Source organism: Mastigocoleus testarum BC008 (genome assembly GCF_001456025.1).
Classification (GTDB): Bacteria; Cyanobacteriota; Cyanobacteriia; order Cyanobacteriales; family Nostocaceae; genus Mastigocoleus; species Mastigocoleus testarum.
In genome coordinates this window covers 41,081-60,509 of the sequence record NZ_LMTZ01000108.1, presented here as the reverse complement: position 1 = coordinate 60,509, position 19,429 = coordinate 41,081, and the positions used below count along the sequence as shown (strand labels likewise).

The following is a 19,429-nucleotide window of genomic DNA, read 5'->3' as shown; positions in this document are numbered from 1 at the left end:
TCTACTTTATAATTTATCTATAAGAATACTCCAATAAATACTATTCATTTTTTCTATCGTCAAACAACAATTAAGTTGTAAGCTCTAATTTTTTAATAGTGATTTAATTGCTAATGGGAGCTTTGTGAGGTAATTAAAATTTACTTGTGCTAGAGCGAGATAAAACCGATCGCAAATAGCGCGTTAAGTAAGATGAAGCGAGTCTTTTCACATATTTATTTTAGTTAAATCTGAAGTGTAATGTATATTAATTTGCTTTAGATGTATATGTGATTGTTTCAAACAATAAACCTGAAAACTCTTATAAAGTGTGGATTTGAAAATTTATTACTTTGCTTAGTAAACACATTTTATTGTAATAATAAATCGATAAAATTCGAGTTCGGAAGGCTGATTTATTTGGCATATGAGCTCAACATCAAGTTACTATTCCTAATAGGTTATTTTTAACCATGCTTTTGAATCACTTAAACGTCCACTGTAACAAGTGGATGTTTTACTTTTTAGTTCCCTATTTTGATTGTCCGAACTAACATCAACAATTAAAGGTATTTAGCCATGGCAGTTCTCGATTTTAGCGAACAAGATCTGGTTGGAAATAATTTTGATGGTGATAATCTAAATGGTTCTACCTTTTTTAAGGCTACTTTAACTGATGTCTCATTTGTTGGCACTTTGCTTAGGGGAACTAACTTTGAAGAAACAAGTTGGTTAAACGTTAACGCAAGTAACGCCAACTTTAGACCCAATACAAACTTCCCAACAACAAATCTTTTTAAAGCAACATTAGAGAATGTTAATCTGAGTGGTGCTAACCTACGGGAAGCAAATCTATCAGAGATTAGTACTAACGGAATCGATTTATCTAACGCTAAATTACAGGACGCAAACTTATTCAAAGCCGAACTAAGCGGCGAACAGGAAAATCGACCAAATTTAACAGGGGCTAACTTTAGCAGAGCAAATTTAACTGAAGCCAATCTCAAAGCTGCAGACCTGACAGATGCTATTTTTACAGACGCAAACTTACAAGGAGCTAGCTTTGAAGCTAACATCATAGTTAACACAAACTTTACAGGGGTTGATTTTACGGGAGTTAGCTTCACAGATAATAATCTCAACAATTCTATTTTTGATAAGGCAAATCTCAGTGGCGTCCAATGGACTGATACCCTACCAGTAGGAGGACAAACTTCAACAAACTCCAGCTTTCGAGGTGCTGACTTAACTAACTTTAGTGCTGAAGATGTAAATCTTGGTGGTGCTGACTTCCGTGACTTTGACGCTAATACAAAAACTATCCTAGATGGTATTAGTTTGGCTGACTCCGTTCTCAACGGTGCTAACTTTACTGACGTTTCAGCGGAAGGTATCTTTCTGGAAAATGCAGATTTAACCGATGCTATCTTTAATGGAGCCGACCTGAGTAATGCAAATCTTAATAATGCGATCCTAACTGGAGCTAGTTTTACCGGAGGAGTTGAACTCGATAACGCTTTCCTAGAGGGAGTCGACTTAGGTGGAGTCGATCTCACGGGAGCCGATCTGACTGGAGCCAAATTAAAGGGTGCAAACCTCGCAGGAGCCGATCTGACTGGAGTCAATCTCAGTGGAGCTGACCTAACAGAGGTTAATTTAACTGGCGCTCAACTAGATGATGCGAATCTGCAAGACGCTATTTTAGAAAAAGCAAACTTAACAAATGCCATATTAAGTGATGGTGAAGACCCAGATACAATTGGTGCTGACCTGTCGGGGATCTCATTTGTTGATGGTATTGCAGTCAACGGTGACTTTATGAATGCTCTGCTTATTGATGCAAACCTGAGCAAAGCTGACTTCACTGGAGCTAACTTAAATGGAGCGGACTTGACTGGTGCAAATTTAACAGACACTATTCTTCCAGGTAATACAATTATTTGACTCCAATGAAAGTAGTCAGGACTTACGCAAGTGTCACAATTGGTGGTCGGTGCGTGACGCTATAAGTCTGATTCTTACGTTCAGATATTTTCACAGCGTCACACACCCTACAGGAAAAATATGCCAGTTGTGTAAGTCCTGGTAGTAATACTTTGATTTCTTTAACAGCCTTACCTTTATGAATTTAATAATCCCCCTAATTATTTTCTTAGAGGGGGATTTTTCTTAGAAGTATTTTTACTTATTCTCTAACTATTACTTAATTTCTTTGATACCTGTAAGTTACTCCACTAACAGCACCCATTAACAACCAAAAGATTGTATTGAGACGTAAATCGAAAAGACTAACATCAACGGTATTGAATAAAATTAACCCACCCAAAACCACAAGATAGCTAAAAAATATTAGCCGGTCTTCCTTTTGGTAGTTAATAAATTTGATAAATACTTTAATTCCTGCAACCAAAATCCAAATAATCAAACTGCAAAATATAATAGTTGCAGGTAAACCAGTTTCTGCAGATAGCATCAAAAATAAATTGTGGGGATGACCGAGCCATATTTGCATTTTGGCTTGATACAGTGCAGTAAAATTCCTTAATCCCCAACCAGTCCAAGGGCGCTCCTGAGTTAACGACCAAGCAAATCGCCATTGAGTAGTACGCATTAGCTCCACTGGTCTATCTGGATACATTTGGTCATTCAAACGCGCCCATAAAAATTCTGGTACAATCCGGCGAAAGAATTTGGCGATCGCTAAAGGTGCAAAAGCTGCTAATAATACAAAACTTGTAAATCCAGTTACAGCAGCAACTAAAATGCGCCAACCCCGATTAATTGCATAGACGAAACATGCTAACAGTGCTGTTACCCAAGCATTACGAGAATTAGTTAAAATTAATGCAACAAAATTAATAATGACTGCAATTGTTAGAAAAATAAAATTTGGCGAAATACGTCTTATTAACTCTGGTTTAACTTCTTTAAGATTTGAACTTTGAAGATTTGAACTTTGAAGATTTGAACTTTGAAGATTTAAACTTTGCAAATATTCTAACCACAAACCCAAACCCAAAATAAACACAATCGTCAAATAACCGGCAAATATGTTAGCGTACATAAATACCGAAGCCATACGTCCTACAGGATTTCCCCCTGCGATGATTGTCCATCCAAAAATATTTTCCCATTCTGCTGGGGTAGACCAACCAAAAAATAATTGTCCAAAACCAATCAAGACTATTGGTAAAGACGTAGTAACTAAGATCCAAGATAACTTTCGAAGTTGTATAGTCGTTTGAATTATAATTCCAAAGACCATAAATGCCAAAAAGAATGGCAACAAATTAAATAAGCCCAACACAGCCACTACTCGTTCTTGGGCGAAAATAGTTACAATTATTAAAATAATACCCAGCAGAGCAAAGCCCTGATTAATTGGGCGGTTTACAATCTTCTGAAATTGTCTTAATCCAGTCAATAGTGCCAAACCCAGGGTAACAGCTCCTAGAGTTGGAAACAAAGGTAACAGTAGTAATCCTAACTGAGTGCAATTCCAGGAGAACTGCAAACGAGGGTTTGGATGTCGAAAAGGGTTTTTTAAGCTAATTCCCAGCATTCTGTGCGCGTCAAACGAATTTGAGCTAAAGCAAATATAGTCGGAATTATACGACCATAATTAGTTGCGACCGCTCTCCAACCCAAATCCGCAAAAAACCACATCCACATAACCGGACCTAAAAAAGTTAATGTACTGCGAACAGCGCCATAACGAGCAGCACTCAGAGCCATTCCCCGGCGAGCCATATGCAAAGTGACATAATTATTAAATTGACTTACAGCAGCCGCAGAACCTTTAATCGCAGTTTGTCTGGCGATATGATAACTTGCAAAATGTGCAGCAAATTGACGGGCAATATGTTTGAGTAAAAATGGTTGTACCACAGAAGTTAAAGCAAGTGCGCTACCAGCTTTAAAAATCAAGCCTAAGGGGTCGCGTTGCAATGTCAAAGGTAAAGGTTCTTTGAGTTCCGACTGCGCCAAATGACGTTGGATGCGGAGTGTCATTTGCTGCTGCTCGCTCTTAGGTAATTTCCTCCATACTTTTCCTAGGAGGTGTAAAAATACTTCAGCTTCCAAATCAATGGTTGTTAGTTCAGTTGAATAAGGAATTTTCAGGTGCTTGCAGACCTGAATTATTGCTTCGCGGTAAGTTACTCGTTTGGTTTTTCCACGTAAAACAGTAATTCCATCTGCGGCTAAAAACCGGAAGCGTTCTTCAAGAGAATCTAACCAAGCTTTACGATCTTGGCTTTGGATTTCTATTGGTTCGGGTGTATTCACATAATCTAGAGGATTAAATTTACGACTGAACAAAATCGCGGTCAAATCCTGCAATTCCTCTTCAGTAGCTATTTCTAGAGCTGTCCTTAGTTCATCCAATTTGCCTTCCTCCACATCCTACAGCTTAAACCTGTACCTTATTCTACTATTTGGGAATTAGGTATTGGTGTTTGGTTATCAGGTAATAGATATTTGCTTGAAAATAGTTAGTCTAAGTTGTAAATCCGTTACATATCAAGTGAAGTCGCAGAATCTCCATCTAAAAATAAAGTTGCTTGGGGTTTTTGACGAAGAATAGAAGCCGGAAATTTTTTTGTAATTTCTCCAAATAACATTTGCTTTACAACTTCTGCTTTATGCTGTCCTGGTGCGAGACAAAGTATTTTTTTGGCAGAACAGATTGTAGGAATGGTCAAAGTAAAGGCATATTTTGGTACGCTTTCCAAATTAGGAAAATGCCCTTGGGTCACTTGTTGTTGATGATTTACAGTATCTAGCTTTACTAGTTTTACCATATAGGAATCTTGAAAGTCAGCAACTGATGGTTCGTTAAATGCTAGATGTCCATTTGCTCCCACCCCCAGCAAACATAAATCAATGGGTTGAGAATGGAGTAATTGAGTATAGCGATCGCACTCCTTTAAAGGTTCTAAGGTATCCCCTTCAATGTAATGAAATTTTTGTGGCTTAACTTTTTTCTCTAACTTCTCCCGCAAATAGCAGCGAAAGCTGGAAGAATGTTCAGCATTAATCCCTAGATATTCGTCTAAATGAAAACAAGTAATCCGCGACCAGTCAATATTATTTAAACTAGTCAGAGCATTTAAAAATTTAAGTTGAGAGTTACCTGTGGCAAATATTACTCTAGCTGTTTCCCTAACCTTGAGAGTACTATCTAAAGTTTTCTGAACTACTTGGGCTGCATCTTTTGCTAGTTCAGTATCAGAATTATAAACTCGTACATTTAACTCATTGATGCGAAAAAGTTTTTTAGCACTCGACATATTTCAATGTATAAATTATTTGCATTCTTTTTTGACACGTGCTGATAATCCAATTTTATATATGTTTGTCTAAAATACTGCAGTTATGATTACGAAGTGAAACAAGAAAATGTAAAATATCTAAAGATAATGTTTACTGTTGTTTACATTAACTGCTATTTAGCTCTTAAAAAGAAGGCATGTTAAGCGCAATTCTCTTCGATCTGGATGGAACAATCATCAACACAGACCCAATTCATTACCAGATTTGGCGGGATATTCTCCTCGAGTATGACGTAGAAATTGATGAAAAAATTTACAAATCTCGTTTTACTGGTAGGCTAAATCCAGAAATTATCAAAGATATGTTACCCAATTTATCACCGGAAGAAGGTGAGAAGTTGGCAGAGGAAAAAGAATCAAGATTTCGGAATAAAGCTCACGAACTCAAACCTATTGATGGTTTTTCTCGCTTAATCGCAATGACAGAAAAACACGATCTTAAGCGAGCACTAGTTACCAACGCACCGACCAAAAATGCTAGATTTATGCTCAATATTTTGGGGTTAGAAGAAATTTTTCATACTGTCGTAATTGCGGAACAAGAAGCAGCAGCAAAACCAGACCCCACACCATATCGAGTAGGTTTGGAAAGGTTAGGGGTTAGTCCCGAACATGCGATCGCCTTCGAGGATTCTCCCAGTGGAATTACTTCGGCGCTTGGTGCTGGAATCCGGACAATTGGTGTAGCTTCAACTGGCGAACCAATAAAAATGCTGGAAATGGGTGTATTTATGACTGTTTACGACTTCAATGATTTGACGATGTGGACGTTTCTTAATTCCCAGATTGGACTGGATCCCGTTGGAGTAAATATTTGACGATTGGTAATGAATAATAAGTAATGAGTAATGAGTAATAAGTAATGAGTAATGAGTAATGTTAGCGCCCAGCGGTAGCGTACCGGATCCGCAAGGTAGCGCAGCTATAGGTATTGCGGGGCGCGACAGCGCACAGTAGTGAGTAACGAGTAATTGGTAATTTGGTCTTCCCCATCCTCCCACACTCCCCACACTTTCCCAATCCCCAATCCCTAATCCCCAATACCTAGTAGTCCACCACATTAATTTTGATAGGTAAATTAAGGTTCGTAGTAGCGCTTTAGCGCTTTAATATCAAGACTTTGCCGGGGCTAAAGCCCAACTACAAACCCCTCAGAACTTATGTGGCGGAGTACTAGTCCCCAGTCTAATTCCCAATCCCCATCTGCGCTAGCTCTACAGCACCCCATAAAGGTGCGTCGTCTCCCAAGTTTGTTGGTAAAACTTCAAAATTTATCTCTGGTAGAGCAGTTTCTCGGGCTGTTTTTTGTAGAACTTCCCAGAAATAATTCCCTGCTTTTGTTACCCCACCACCCAATACAAATAGTTGGGGATTAATTACATTCGCTACATTACCAATAGCGACACCTAAAGCCCAAGCAGACCGAAATAAAAATTCTTGCGCTAACTTGTCCCCACGATTTGCGGCTTCGCTGATAATTTTGCCCGTTATTAAATCTAAGTTATTTTCTACTAAATTCCTCAATATTTCTGCTTTTTTTGGTTCCTTTCTCAATATTTCCTTTACGTCCTGCGCCATATAAGGACCAGAAGCTAACCTTTCCACACATCCCCGTTTCCCACATAAACATAAAGGTCCGTCAGGATCTACGATCGCATGTCCAATTTCACCAGCCATTCCTTCAAAACCGCGCCAGGGTTGACCATTTAGGATCCATCCACCACCAACACCGGTGCTGACAGTAATATAAAATAAACTGTTATGACCCTGACCCGCACCAAAACGATATTCTCCTAAAGCTGCAACATTTGCATCGTTATCTACGTTTGCATTAACACCAAATTTATCCTCAAGCAGTTGTTTTAAAGCTATGTTTTCCCAACCTTTGACATGATGGGAAAGTCTGACTGTGCCAGTATTTGCATCTACAGGTCCGCCAAAACTGACACCGATAACGTCGGGTTTTTGACCTTCCAATACCGAGTCGATTAATTCATACATTATGGTCAGGTCAGTATTAGCATCTGCGTTTGTAGGAGATAAGCGACGTTTGTAATTCAGCCACTCCTTTGAGGCATAACTGACTAATCCTGCAGCTAGCTTAGTACCACCAAAATCAAGCGCTAAAATATTTTTCACTTTTATATGGAAAATAGGCTTTACGCTCATACAAAAATAGCATGAATAAAAAACAGATACATTTCATCTTTGGCTTAAACTTCTTGAGTGCTTGGGAACACTGTCTAGGCTAATGTCGAAGCTTTAGTGACAGGCTCGCTCCTAAGGATTCACCCTACGCTATCACGAATCCTAAGAGTGATGCACCACCGGAAATCTAACACAAAAAATAACCCGCTGATTTCTACTTTCTACATCAACAGTTGCTTGTAGAATCTGTGCTAGTTTTTTTACTAATGCTAATCCCAACCCAGTACCACCATACTTCCAAGGATCGTTATTGGGGATGCGATAAAATTGATTAAAAATTAATTCCTGCTCTTCTACAGGGATTTCTACACCCGTATTAATAACACGAAGGGAAATTTCTGATTTGTTAGCTTCAGTTTGAATTGTAATTATTTCATTTACTGGAGTATATTTACAAGCATTGTGCAATAATTCTCGAACGATCCGTTCCAACATCATTGGATCTGCCGCAATCTGTAATTCTTCTTCAGCTAAATCTAGAGTTAATTGCTGTTGCTGATTGCGAACGGGTGTTAAATGTAACTGTACAACATAGGGAATCCACTGATTTAGATTGATTAACTCTAGTTGTACAGTTTTGGATTTTGCGTCTATATAGCAAAGAGTAAGTAAATCGTCTATCAGTTGTTTCTGTCGCTGACATGATTCGTGGAAAATCTTGATAACTCGCTTAAAAATAGGAGACCTATGAGGATTTTGTTGATTGGTTAATAGAGTTTCCATTGTTTGTGTAGCCAACTGAATACTACTCATAGGGGCCTTTAATTCGTGAGTAATAGTTTTGAGGAAATCATCTTTCAACTGATTGAGTTTAGCCAATTGTGCGACTTGCTGATTAGAAGCTTGGTATAATCGAGCCTGACGAATAGCGATCGCACAGTGAGAAGCCACCTGCTGCATCAGTTCAATTTCTAAAGTCGTAAATAGCTCTGTTGGCGGTCTAAGCCCCCAAAGATTACCGATAATACCGCGGTCGTCAAAAATCGGGCAAGCTAAACGATTAACTTGAATCTCTTGAGGATTGAATTGAGGAATTTTTTCTACTAATTGAACCGGAATTTTTTCTAACAGTTGTTGATAAAGTTCAGGAAAATCTTTAATATTTCTCCTGGCTCCCTGACACTGGGGCAGAGTAATACTATGTTCGTAGGCAATAGTTGCTGTTATCTGTTGTGAATCGTAAAGTTCGATTTGACAGCTACTGAGTTGGAGGACTTGAGCTAGCTCCTGGGTAGCAGTTTCTAGTATCTGGCTTTCATTAAGACTGTCGCGCAACTTATCGGTGATACGGCGTACCAAGGCTTCAAAATCTAACCTTTGTTTTAGTTCCTGATTTTGCTTGCTTAGGGTAGAGCGCATTCTTTGCAGATTAAGATGAGTTTGAATGCGTATTAGAACTTCTTCTTGTTCGCTAGGTTTTGTGATATAGTCTACACCTCCCAATTTGAATCCTTGAACTTTATTGACAGTTTCTGAAAGTGCAGTCAAAAAAATTACGGGTATTTCTCTCGTGGAAGGTTTCGCTTTGAGTCGACGGCAGGTTTCAAAACCATCAATCTCAGGCATCAAAACATCTAACAAAATTAAATCCGGGGTTTTAGATTGAGCAATCTGTAAAGCGCTCTCACCGTCTTCAGCTAACAAGACTTTAAACCCTTTTTCTTCTAAGTAGGAAAATAATACTAGTAGGTTATCGGGGCTATCGTCTACGATTAAAATGACCTCTGAGTTTGTCTTTTTCTCGTCTACTTCTGCTCTTGCTTCGCCGTCTTGATAATCGGTGACAAAACAATCACTAGCTTGGGAAAACTTTTCTAGTTCGCCACTTTCCTGATTTTGCTCGCCAGAACCTTCTCCTGATGAACTCCCCATTAACTTGGCTAAAGTTTTTACCGATTTGGACAATAGCTGTTGACGATAAGGCATAAGTCTAAGAGCAAAAGCCAGAATTCAAATTTTTTGATCGAATGTTATTGTTCCTTGATGTTAAATTATATAACAATTTTCATTAACTGAAATATAGTTATCCAGATTGATTCATGGGCAAATACCATACGAAATTTGATTTCATAATGTTAAAAATTTTACTATTGACTGGCAACTTAAATAAAATTATAACAACAGAGAAATAATGGCAGAAAAAGTAGAATTCTCTGGTCGCCATCCCATGTAATTAAATTAAAGATTTAGCCCCTGGAAATTGTGAATGAAGATGTTCTAAAAAAATGACTGTATTTTCGTTAGTATCACCCTACTCGCTCACTTTTTGATACTCTACAAAGATTAAAGTTTAGCGGTCATTTCAGCTATAATTACTAATTTACAAAAATAATGTTGTTTTAACTTGTCACAAATATGACAACAAAAATTTCAGAATTTAATAGTACTAGCAAAGAAATTGAAACTTGACACCCAGAACCTGAAGCAAAAATTTAGCTTCATTGCATAATTTAAATAAATATCTAATTCTTTTTCTATATCTATACAGTGGATCTGATTTTCAACTGATTTGTCTGAAAATTGGATCGGATTATTTTGTCTTTTTCATAAATCGACCTTTTATTTTATTAACTCACTAAACTTTAATTTACCGAGTGACGATGCAAAACTTTAATCAACCCAAGGATAATAGCTATAAAGATGTAGGTTTAGAAAAGGTACTACAACAAGTTAAACAAAGAATAGAAAGAGATGAGCTAATTATCAAAACAACTGATCGACTTAGAGAATCACTTCAAGTTGACCGCGTAGTCTTATATTATTTTTATAATCAGTGGAGCGGACAAGTAACTTTTGAATCTTTGAATCAAAGCAAATACTCAATTATTGGTTCCACAGGTCCGGATGAATCATTTAATGATGAATATGCCGCTATGTATTTGCAAGGCCGGGTTAGAGCAATAAATGATATTGAAACCGCATCCATTCACCAGTGTCACCGTGAATTCCTTCGAGAACTACAGGTTCGTGCAAATTTAGTGGTACCGGTTCTAACCCCCAAGGGCTTGTGGGGATTATTAGTTGCTCACCATTGTCAAGCACCTCGTAATTGGTCAATTTCAGATATTGAAGTCATGGAACAAGGAGCACAAATTTTAGCTACATCTCCTACTATTTTAAGAAGTTGAACAATCTGTAAAGCACTCGTTGGAATCTCGTTAGCTAAGAATCCCATCATTAAAGGGAAGCGTCAACTAGTAGTTCTATTGCCTTAATTAAAGCAGCATAATCGTTGATTGGTTTAGCAAAGAACTCGTTCGCTTCGGAATCAGCTAGAAGTGATTCGCGTTCCCTTAACGTGGCATAAGCTGTCAAAAGAATAATGGGAATGGTAGCTGTTTCTTTGTTGGCTTTTAGTAAACGAGATAAGTCAGTACCACTGACCTCTTTTCCACACCAAAATGCCCCCGGTAGATTGATGTCCATTAGTATTATATCTACTTCCCCTGCCGTACACAGTTCAAAGATAGTCTTAGGTTCGTCAGTTAGCTGAACCTGATGTCCGCCAATACGTTTAATCAGTTTAGCGGTGCTTTTAGCTAATGCTAAATTATCTTCTACCAATAAAATTTTTAAACTTTTCATATTTTTTCTCATTTGCAGCTTTGGGGCTGTTCGTAAGCCAGCCCGGAAGTCCGGTGATTGGTTCTCAGCAGGAAGGACAGTTAAATATTATCCCGACTAACTTCTTTAAACTGGGCTGAAGCCCACAGACTTTTAGCCGTGGGTTGCTTATTCTTCTGCTCGCGGTAAGGTAACAGTTATTGTTGTTCCTCGATTTCTACCTTCACTGAAGAGTAAAATCTCACCTCCCATGAGTTCTACTAATTCTTTGCAGATGGTTAGCCCCAGACCTGTACCCCCATAACGTCTGTGGATTGAGCTATCTTCCTGAACAAAGGCATCAAAAATATTAGTTTGTTTGTCGGGTTCAATGCCAATACCCGTATCGGCTAAAGAAATTTCTACTAAAGACTTTTCCTTCGAAGATGTAGTTTCACTTTTGCTAATAGCCTTGAGGTTAATTTCTCCTTGCTGAGTAAATTTAAAAGCGTTATTTAAAAGGTTGCCCAAAACCTGTTTTAGCTTGATTTTATCAGCACAAACACTTATTACTTGACAGTCCACGGTCAATTCAATACCTTGTCGTATAGTCTCAGATTGAAAAAGTTTATATTGTTCCTTTAATAAGGGTTTAAGTTCAACTATTTCCAGATCGGCTTCCATTTTTCCTGCTTCAATTTTGGCAATATCAAGGATATTATTAACAATGTAGTGAAGATTTTCTGCCCAAGTATGAGCAGTTTCAATGTACTCTAATAATTCTTCTTCATTATCATAGAAGCCTTCTTTGAGAAGTTTAAGGTAGTTAAGAACTGAAGCGAGGGGAGTCCGTAATTCGTGACTTGAAGAAGATAAAAATGCAGATTTGAGACTACTTGCTTTTTCTGCTTCCCTACGAGCATTTTCTAGCTCTTGGTTTTGCATTTCTACTAACAAGCGCTGCTTTCGTTCCTGACGGTAAAGTCGATCTTGCATGACTGCTATGCCCAAGTTGTTACCGAGGGACTCAATCAATTCCATCTCATGTAGCTTCCAAGGTTGAGCTTTTCCTTGGGTGAGTTCTTTCCACTCTGCAAAGGATTGACGGGGACGTTGTTGTCGTTCATCATCTTGATAATTACCTGCCCACAGTTTTTCCGTATCTATCGACCGACGAAAAATAGCTAGATTGCCCAAAGTTTCTTGCTTGTAACGTAGGGTCATTAAAAGTAAACTACGGAGTTTATTTTTTTTAAGAGCAGGTAATAAAGTTTTAATTAATTTTTGTTCTTCAATATTATCAATTACTCTGACTTTTGTGTCGTTCAGAGCTAAACCTTGCAGTTGTAACCAATCGGATGTAGAAAGGTTTGGTAAAGAACCATATTGGTAGAAGCTAATTTCCGATTTTTCGGCACCATTCATACATAATAAACCCCCTGTTCCACCAATTGCAGGAACTATTTTTGATAGTACCGTAGGTAAAATTTTGTCGTTTTCTAAGGGAGAATGTAGGAGTTGAGAAATTTGATTAATTAAAGCTTCTCGTTGGGCTTTTTGTTGAACCTTATTAAATAAATTGGCTTGAGTGATCGCCATTTCTAGCTGTTCGCTGACAATTTGGATAATTTTTAGATGGCTCTTAGAAAGAGCTTTAGCACGACGGTGATGAGCAATGAGTAAGCCCCAAAGTTCCTCGTTACATACCAGGGGAACCACTAGACTGGACTTAACACCCATCAGCGTGAGATATTCCACATGACAGGGATCTACAGGACGTTGCAGTAGATTGTCAAGAAAAGATTGACGCACTTGTTCTACCGTTAATTCGTCGGTAGCTGTAGATGGAAGCCTATCTGGTTGACTTAGACATATTTGTTGTTCTTCCAAATCAACTATAGAACGAACTCTTGCCTTAAGAAATAGTTCTCGTGCCCGAGGTGGAATATCTCCTGCAGGAAAATGCAACCCTTTGAGCGATGGGAGGTGATCGCCATTTATAGATTCAGCAATTACTTGACCGTTACCGTCTTCATCGAATTTATAGATTTTCACTCGGTCAGTTTTGAGAAAATCTCGAACTTCTGTTACTGCCGCATCTAAGATGTCTTGCGACTCTAGGGACTGTCTGATTTTGCGAGTTATTCGATTGAGTAGTTCGATCTGATTCAAAATTTTCCAGGAGCTTCTTCACCTAAATCTTATCAGGATGCTCTACAGCTGTACCTAGAACAAGTCTTGCTTTTATAATGCTGCAATGTAAATTATATCTCTAGATAGATGATACTTTATATCTTTAGTATATTAAGGCTTAATTCATACGCACGATAATTTAAGTAATGACACTTTCTTAAGTATTTCTTAAGATTTGAGCTTATTATATTTATATTGCTCCTTGTTACACAAATGGATGTAGACATAAAGATTATCCGTATGATCTGGGCTTTCGTAGAGACATCAAATCCTGGAAGTCTTTTGAAGCTTTCGGATAGTGAATTAATCCAAAAATTAATTGATGAAGTTGAAAAAGTATCTTCTCTTAGTCCAGAAGATAGTCAAACTCTCTCAAAATATGTTGGTTTAAGGACGCCGTTGATTAGAGACTTAGTTTATGCAAAATTTGAATAAAATAATTTAAGTAAGTAGGCGAGAAAAAGTAAACTATGTAAATAAATATAAAATGTTTGTATTTGGCTCGTAGTAGCGCTTTAGCGCCAAAACGCTATTACAAATAAGTTATGATTTTTCTTGCTAACCTACTTACTACCGTTTGAGATATTGTTTGAGTAATTCTTTGAGTTTTCTCAGCTGACAAGTTTGGGCTAAATGTCGTATTTGTTGGATTGAAGGCATCAATTGAGATTGATTTTGTTCCCATTGTTCTATTTGGGATAATACCTCTCGGATATCTCCTTCCATTGTCAGTTCCAACAGTTGTTTCAATTCTGGTGTTGTAGGGATAACTATCGATTCCGAATCGTTGCTAGCTTTTATTTGGGAAGTTTCCAAACTAGAAGTTTTTGAACTAGAAGTTTCCGAATTAGAAGTTTTTGAATTAGAAGTTTTTGAATTAGAAGTTTCCGAATTAGAAGTTTTTGAACTGGAAGTTTCCGAACTAGAAGTTTTTGAACTAAGGAGCGACCGCGTTAAACCATCCTGAGTTGTCCACTCAAGCTTGAGATAATGTTCTAAAAGTCTCAGTAATTCTTCAAAATTTAAAGGTTTTGCGAGGAAAGCATTTGCTCCTGCTTGGTAACATTGGGATTCATCGGCAGAAAGGGTACTGGCAGAAACCATAATAATGGGTAAACCCTGCCAAGCTGATTCTTGTCTCAGGATTCGGGTTACTTCCCAACCATCCATTTCAGGCATTATCAAATCTAAAATGATTAAGTCTGGCTGATGCTTTTCGGTTTTAGCAATCGCCTCAGTTCCCGAACTCCCTTGGATGACTTCAAAGCCCAGAGGTGTCAAAAAACTAACTAAAACTTCTAGATTATTATCTAAATCATCTACGATTAAAATTTTACGCTTTGCTCCTTGATAGCCAGTAATCTTAAGATTATTAGTCTTATCTGCTAGCGACTCTACAGAATATTGCCCATGAGCAAAATTTATGTCAAACCAAAATTCGCTTCCTTCTCCAAAAGTGCTGGTAACGTAAATTTTACTACCCATCTGTTCGGCAATACTTTGACTGATGCTCAAACCAAGTCCTGTACCTTCTTGAGATGATTGATGATGGTCTAATTGCTGGAAAGGTAAAAAGATTTCTGTTAACTTATCTGAGGGAATACCTATTCCTGTATCTGCAATATGAAAACGAATTTTATCAGCGTTATCTGTCTCGATCGCATCCCGGTTGTCTTTAGTAAAATCTCGAACATAGCCGACGCTAAAAGTGACTTTTCCTCTAGGGGTAAATTTAACTGCATTACTCAGAAGATTGAGTAGGAGTTGACGCAAACGAGTTTCATCTCCTCGTACTATTGGGGGTAAATCCGAAAGAATAAGATGCTCAAATTCAATTCCCTTTTGCTGACAACGAATACGAATCATTGCTTCTAAATTATTTAAAAACGAAGACAGAATAAAATCTGTTGATTCTAAATTGAGTTTTCCTGCTTCAATTTTGGCAATATAGAGAATGTCATTAATCAAAGTCAGCAAATGTTGACCAGAACGCTGAATCACCTCAATTCCTCGTTGCTGTTTTGCATTAAAACCTATTTCTTGTTGGAGAATTTGGGCAAATCCCAAAATTGCATTCAGAGGAGTTCGTAATTCATGACTAGTATGAGCAATGAAAGCGCTTTTAGCTTGATTCGCCGCTTCCGCTGTTTCTTTGGCTTGTTGTAATTGTAAGGATTGGTTTTGAATTTGGGTAAATAGATCGACCTGAGCGATGGAGATACCTAATTGAATACCAGTTTGAGTTAGCAGACGAACTTCTCCATCTTTCCACTGACGGGGATATGTGTTTTGATAAGCCGCGAGCAATCCCCAAAGTGTATCGCCTTGAAAAACAGGAGCAATGCAAAAGGCTTTTACTTGTAATTGTTGGTAAATTTCGCGGTGACAATCGCTAAAATCGGCTTCATCAATATTATCAATAGCACAAGTTTCGTGATTCTTATATCTACCCCCTGCGGTTTCTTGCAAATAGGTATCATTCCAAGGGTTTTGTAATAGATCTCCTCCTATAAGGGGAATGCAACCATTAGCCATTGATTCGGTAACAAACTCCCCACCATAATTAGAGTTAAATTGATACAGGGCAACGCGATCGCATTTTAAAGTTTCTCGTATTTTTGTGGTTGTAGTCTGGAATATTTCGTCTAAATCTAGAGTTTGGCGGATTTTTTCAACTAAACTAAGCAAAGTTCTTTCTCTGGCTGCCCCTTCCCTTAATTCTAATTCGGTATGTTTTTGTTCGCTGATATCCGTAGAAATCCCACAAATAGCATAAACTTCGCCATTATTATCAATTAAAGGTGCTTTATTAGAAATATAGGTGCGAAGGCTACCGTCAGCCACAGGAATTTCTTCTTCAAATTGTAAAACTGATTTGTCAGCTAAAACTTGCCGGTCGTTAGCGTTTAACACATCAGCAATCTGCTCGGGAAAAATATCGCGAGTACTACTACCTAAAATTTGTTCTTCGGTTAGATTCAGTAATTCCAAATACTGTCGATTAACTAGTAAATATCGCCCTTGGGTATTCTTGAGATAAACCATCGAAGAAGTTGTAGCTAAAATTGCTCTTAATCTCACTTCTGATTTTTGTAGAGCTTGAGTCCGTTCTTCTACTCTTTGTTCTAATTTTTGATTGAGTTGACGTAATTGTAGTTGAGATTCTTTGAGTTCTTCATTAACTAAGTAAATTTGTTGCTGAATGGTTTTGAGTTCGTCAACATCAATGAAAGAAATTACTACCCCATCTAAATGACCATCTTCGAGCAGATAGGGATTAATTCGCATCAATAAATAAAAATCCTCTTCCACTAACTTAACTTCTTTATCTAAACCTTTTTGGCTTTCAATGACTGCTTTGAGTAATTCGAGCAGATTAGGGCAGTTAAGATTATGGGTAATGTGTTTTAGGGGACGATTAATATCTGCTTCAACTAAATTAATAGCAACAGTAGCTGCGGGAGTAAACTTACGAATTTTTAAATCTCGATCTAAGAATACCACCCCGATATTCGTGCTCCGCAGCAAATTATCAATATCATTATTCAATTCAGTTAATTCGCCGATTTTTGATTGATATTCTGCATTAACCGTATATAGTTCTTCATTCACTGAATGTAGCTCTTCATTAGTGCTTTGCAACTCCTCATTAGAAGCTGTCAACTCTTCATTGGTAGCCTGCTGTTCTTCGTTAGTAGTTTCTAGTTCTTCAATTACTGCTTGCAGATTCTCACGGGTTTGCTGTAGCTCATACTCTAATTCTATAATTCTTTGGGAAGCTTCAGCATCAGCCTCAAACCTCTCTCCTGAAGGTTGATGGAAGACTTCATCTTCCTGAATGACAATGGAAAAAAAATCCGAGGCTAATTTATTGCTTTCATGATAAGTGACCTCCAGTTTCAGGCTACATTCCCGATTTTCTAATTCTATTTTAATACCCGTATAAGATACTGGCGATCGCTCTCGCTTTGCACGATGAAGAGCTGTAATTAAAGGCAATTGTAGATCGCGAACGATCATTTTAGTAATATCAGTTGTCGTTTTCCCAGAAGGTACCTTCAGAACGTTAATACCATCATTGGTAAAGGAATGAAACATCTTATGTTCGCGATCTACTAAAAAACAGGTAGCCTTGTATTTCTCTAAAAAAGCGCTCAAGGTTCTATCCAAAATCGGTTCGAGATGATTTTCCGATTGGTTTTTTGATGGAACATAAGTAAGTAGTTGACGGGATATTTTTTCAACACCCCTAATGGGTATATTCAGTTTGACATCTCGCCGTTTTTGATAAATTTTGTTTTTTTTATCTAGGTGCTGAAATTCTGGTTCGATGTGACCTAAAGTTTCTGCTTCTCCCAGAAATAAAACTCCTTTAGATACCAAAGAAAAATGAAGATTGCGTAATACTTGTTGCTGTAAATCTGACTGCAAATATATCAATACATTGCGACAGCTAATTAAATTCATCCGGGTAAACCCGGCATCCTTAGTAATATCGTGGGGTGCAAATAATAATTTTTCTCTTAGTTTACGAATTACTTGTAAACAATTATCCTTCCGCAAAAAATAACGTTCCAATCGTTGGGGATTAATGTCGTTACTAATGCTTTGGGGATAAATACCCTGGGTAGCTTTTTCTAATGCTGTCTTATCGATATCAGTGGCGAAAATTTTAAATCTTACTGGTTTATTGGATTTAGTAACCGCTTCATCAAGCAACATTGCCAGAGAATAGGCTTCTTCCCCAGTTGCACAAGCAGTCACCCAACAACGTAACTCTTCTTGAGGATTGGCTTTAGCTATTAATTGGGGAATCACCTCAGTTTCCAAAAAATTCCACGCCAGTGGATCGCGAAAAAATTGAGTTACGCTGATCAGCAAATCGTGCCGTAAAATTGCCCGTTCTTGGGAGGAGTTTTCTAACAGATGAATAAACTCATCTAGATTGTTACAACCACTTATCAAATAGCGGCGGTGGATCCGTCGAGAGAGAGTACTAGTTTTGTAATGAGAAAAATCGGTTTGCTCGTGCTGTGCCAAAATATTGGCAATACGTTCCAAGTTATGGGGTTTGAACAATCCTACTGGGTTAGTATCACTTTTATCTGGCGAATTAGGCGATTGTACCAACTGATAGATCGTCTGAGCTAATTTTTGGGGTGATAAAATTCTATCTACTACTCCCGTAGCGATGGCTGTTCGAGGCATGCCATCAAATTCAGCAGTTGTGGGTTCTTGTACCATTGCAAACCCTCCTGCTTCATTAATTGCCCTTAAACCCTTTGTTCCGTCGCTACCAGTCCCCGACAAAATCACACCAATCCCTCTTTCCCCATAGTTTTTAGCCAAAGATTCTAAGAAAATATCGATGGGAAAGTTCAGTCCGTGACGGTTGCGCTCTTCTTGCTCTAATAAATGTAGCTTTCCATTTTTTAAGACTAAATTTTTACCCGGAGGAATCAAATACACTGAATTCCTTTGCAATTTCATTCCTTCTGTTACCCGATATATTTCCATACGGGTACGTCGCTCTAGTAATTCCTTCATCAAACTTTTGAAGTCTGGTGACAGGTGCTGAACTACTACAAAAGCAGCTCCGCTGTCCGTTGGCATATGCTCGAAGAACTCCTCTAGGGCGCGGAGTCCACCTGCTGATGCACCAATACCGACAACAAAAAAATTTCCCTTTTGCTCGGAAGTGGATGAATTTACACCAGATTCATATTCTGACATAAACGACTATCTAGAAAAGTAGCGACTATCGTCATATAATATAATCCTATTAATTAAATCTTCCTATATCTTGATTTATCTTAAGTATTTGGGATTTAGAATTTGAGATTTAGACTGACAATCTTAATCTAGTTGAAAATTTTAGTTAGTTGAAAATTTTAGTTAGTTGAAAATTTTAGTTAGTTGAAAATTTTAGTTAGTTGAAAATTTTAGTCCTTATTTACTTAACCAAGAATACTGGCAAATAAGATTACTATACTTTAAATCCTTTTTTCTCATATTCACTGCGCTTTTTTTTGGTTCCGATGTTGACTTGATATTTTCGACTTTAGGATTAGGGATACGAGCTTTGTTTATCTGCCTTTGGACGCACTGCGTGTTTGGACGCACTACGTGAACAGCTTGCTGCGTGCAAACGGCGAAAGGAAGAAGGAATATAT

At 37.8% G+C, this 19,429-nt stretch carries 12 protein-coding genes; 4 read left to right on the top strand and 8 right to left on the bottom strand.

The genetic code is table 11. From position 1 onward, the window contains the following. The first annotated feature begins 558 nt into the window (after positions 1 to 558). Complete coding sequence (locus tag BC008_RS26635; protein ID WP_058182957.1) at positions 559 to 1,923, top strand: pentapeptide repeat-containing protein; 1,365 nt, start codon at positions 559 to 561, stop codon at positions 1,921 to 1,923. Positions 1,924 to 2,182: 259 nt separating this feature from the next. On the opposite strand, the gene BC008_RS26630 is transcribed toward BC008_RS26635, so the two are convergent. The 3 genes from BC008_RS26630 to BC008_RS26620 form a co-directional block, all read right to left on the bottom strand. Continuing rightward, a complete protein-coding gene (locus BC008_RS26630; protein WP_027842914.1) occupies positions 2,183 to 3,541 on the bottom strand; it encodes an O-antigen ligase family protein in 1,359 nt (452 codons plus the stop codon). Continuing rightward, on the bottom strand, positions 3,523 to 4,365 hold the full coding sequence (locus tag BC008_RS26625; protein WP_027842915.1) for a YaaW family protein: 843 nt from the start codon (positions 4,363 to 4,365) through the stop codon (positions 3,523 to 3,525). The genes BC008_RS26630 and BC008_RS26625 overlap by 19 nt, the downstream gene beginning before the upstream one ends. 128 nt (positions 4,366 to 4,493) lie before the next feature. Further along, on the bottom strand, positions 4,494 to 5,270 hold the full coding sequence (locus tag BC008_RS26620; RefSeq protein WP_027842916.1) for a glucosamine-6-phosphate deaminase: 777 nt from the start codon (positions 5,268 to 5,270) through the stop codon (positions 4,494 to 4,496). Positions 5,271 to 5,449: 179 nt separating this feature from the next. Here BC008_RS26620 and BC008_RS26615 point away from each other — a divergent pair, with 179 nt between their 5' ends. Beyond that, positions 5,450 to 6,130 carry an HAD family hydrolase gene (locus BC008_RS26615; RefSeq protein ID WP_027842917.1) on the top strand — a complete coding sequence of 227 codons (681 nt, stop codon included), beginning with the start codon at positions 5,450 to 5,452 and terminating at the stop codon, positions 6,128 to 6,130. A 367-nt stretch (positions 6,131 to 6,497) separates the two neighbouring features. Here BC008_RS26615 and BC008_RS26610 read toward each other — a convergent pair whose 3' ends face one another. After that, entirely contained in the window at positions 6,498 to 7,451 is a 954-nt protein-coding gene (locus BC008_RS26610; RefSeq protein WP_027845930.1) for an ROK family protein, read from the bottom strand. Between the two features lie 171 nt (positions 7,452 to 7,622). After that, complete coding sequence (locus BC008_RS26605) at positions 7,623 to 9,446, bottom strand: hybrid sensor histidine kinase/response regulator (protein ID WP_036267753.1); 1,824 nt, start codon at positions 9,444 to 9,446, stop codon at positions 7,623 to 7,625. 674 nt (positions 9,447 to 10,120) lie between these two features. Here BC008_RS26605 and BC008_RS26600 point away from each other — a divergent pair. Beyond that, a complete protein-coding gene (locus BC008_RS26600; protein ID WP_027845931.1) occupies positions 10,121 to 10,648 on the top strand; it encodes a GAF domain-containing protein in 528 nt (175 codons plus the stop codon). Between the two features lie 49 nt (positions 10,649 to 10,697). On the opposite strand, the gene BC008_RS26595 is transcribed toward BC008_RS26600, so the two are convergent. After that, a complete protein-coding gene (locus BC008_RS26595) occupies positions 10,698 to 11,105 on the bottom strand; it encodes a response regulator (RefSeq protein WP_082650450.1) in 408 nt (135 codons plus the stop codon). Between the two features lie 147 nt (positions 11,106 to 11,252). Then, positions 11,253 to 13,235: an ATP-binding protein gene (locus BC008_RS26590; protein ID WP_036267756.1), complete on the bottom strand. Its 1,983-nt coding sequence runs from the start codon at positions 13,233 to 13,235 to the stop codon at positions 11,253 to 11,255. A gap of 234 nt (positions 13,236 to 13,469) precedes the next feature. Here BC008_RS26590 and BC008_RS26585 point away from each other — a divergent pair, with 234 nt between their 5' ends. Next, entirely contained in the window at positions 13,470 to 13,691 is a 222-nt protein-coding gene (locus BC008_RS26585; RefSeq protein ID WP_027845933.1) for a hypothetical protein, read from the top strand. Between the two features lie 135 nt (positions 13,692 to 13,826). On the opposite strand, the gene BC008_RS26580 is transcribed toward BC008_RS26585, so the two are convergent. Next, positions 13,827 to 18,989: a chemotaxis protein CheB gene (locus BC008_RS26580; RefSeq protein WP_058182955.1), complete on the bottom strand. Its 5,163-nt coding sequence runs from the start codon at positions 18,987 to 18,989 to the stop codon at positions 13,827 to 13,829. Positions 18,990 to 19,429: the final 440 nt, after the last annotated feature.